Raw genomic sequence first — 1555 nt, forward strand, 5'->3', positions numbered from 1 at the left:
GAACAGGGAACAGGGAATAGGGAATAGGGAATAGGAAATAGGAAATATATAGGAAAAAAGTATTTTTGCAAATATGATATACACCCAAAGTAAAGTTATTTTCGTCTAAGTTTGAATTTGTTCTGGAGCAAAACCAGTTAATAAACAAGCTGCTGTTACAGTTGCAAGTATACAAATGATTGTCAGGAGAAAAATACCAGTTTTAAAATTAAAAATCAAGTCTCTACTCCGAGCCAAAATTACTGCTTTAGTATTTTTATTTATGGCTTGTTGATTAAATATAAGAGCATTTACAATGTTTTAGCCTTTTTAGAACGAAAAAAAAGTGCAACTTTTTAAGTTTGAGCGACCAAAAAGTTAGGATTAAAGCCTCACTACGGCAAAAAAATAAAGGGATAAATATATCCGACTACCTCCTCTCAATTTCCCATTACTCCTGACTCCTACACCTGCCAAAAGAATTTTTCAGCAAACCCTAATTTAATGACAAAAACTTTGAGATTATTCACTCCTAGTAATCTGATTTTCAAATCCATAACTTTCCCTGACTAAATAAAGAGGTCTTCTCTTCACTTCTTCGTGAACACGACCTAAATATTCACCCAAAATTCCTAGAGATAATAACTGCATTCCACCTAAAAATAATATCGCTACTATTAATGAAGCATAACCAGGAACATCAATTCCAAATATCAAAGTCCGAATCACTAAAAAGCTAGCATAAATAAATGAAATTAAAGAAATTGATATCCCAATATAACTCCAAATTTTTAGAGGTATTGAACTAAAAGCAGTAATACCTTCAATTGCTAAATTCCAGAGTTGCCAATAATTCCATTTTGTTTCACCTTTGAAACGAAGACCTCGGTCATATAATATCGAAGTTTGTTGATAACCTACCCAGGAAAATAAACCCTTCATAAAACGGTTAGTTTCTGGTAACTTTTTAAGAGCTTCTACAACTTTTCGGTCCATTAATCTGAAGTCCCCAGTATCAGGCGGAATTTCTACAGGCGTCAAACGTTGAATTGTACGATAGAATTTTTGGGCCGTGAATTGTTTGAGCCAACTTTCTCCTTGACGCGATCGCCTAGTTGCGTAGACCACATCATATCCCTCTCGCCATTTGGCTATCATTTCCACAATTAATTCTGGTGGGTCTTGTAGATCGGCATCTATGGGTATAACTGCATCGCCCAATGCATAGTCAATACCTGCTGTTATCGCAATTTCTTTACCAAAGTTACGAGAAAAATTTACTACTTTAATTGAGGGATTGTGTTGATGATATTCTACTAATAACTTTAGAGTATTATCTTTACTACCATCATTAATACATATTATTTCATAAGTCATGTCTAGAGGCTCTAGCACTAATATTAGCCGCTCAAATAAATGATCGATATTTGCTTCCTCGTTGTAACAAGGAACAACTATAGAAAGTTGTACTTTCTCTTCTTCTGAAAGCATATTAAATAGCAATATATATTAGCACCTTTCAATAATTAATAATTAATAATTAATAATTAATAATTAATAATTAATAATTAGGGTT

The 1555-nt window shown here is 32.9% G+C and carries 1 protein-coding gene; it reads right to left on the reverse strand.

Annotated features, from left to right (window positions below; translation table 11 throughout):
• Positions 1–501 precede the first annotated feature (501 nt).
• Positions 502–1470, reverse strand: a complete 969-nt coding sequence (locus AC3DU7_RS02130) for a glycosyltransferase family 2 protein (protein WP_488037719.1) — start codon at positions 1468–1470, stop codon at positions 502–504.
• Positions 1471–1555 lie beyond the last annotated feature (85 nt).

The organism is Okeania sp. (genome assembly GCF_983059655.1).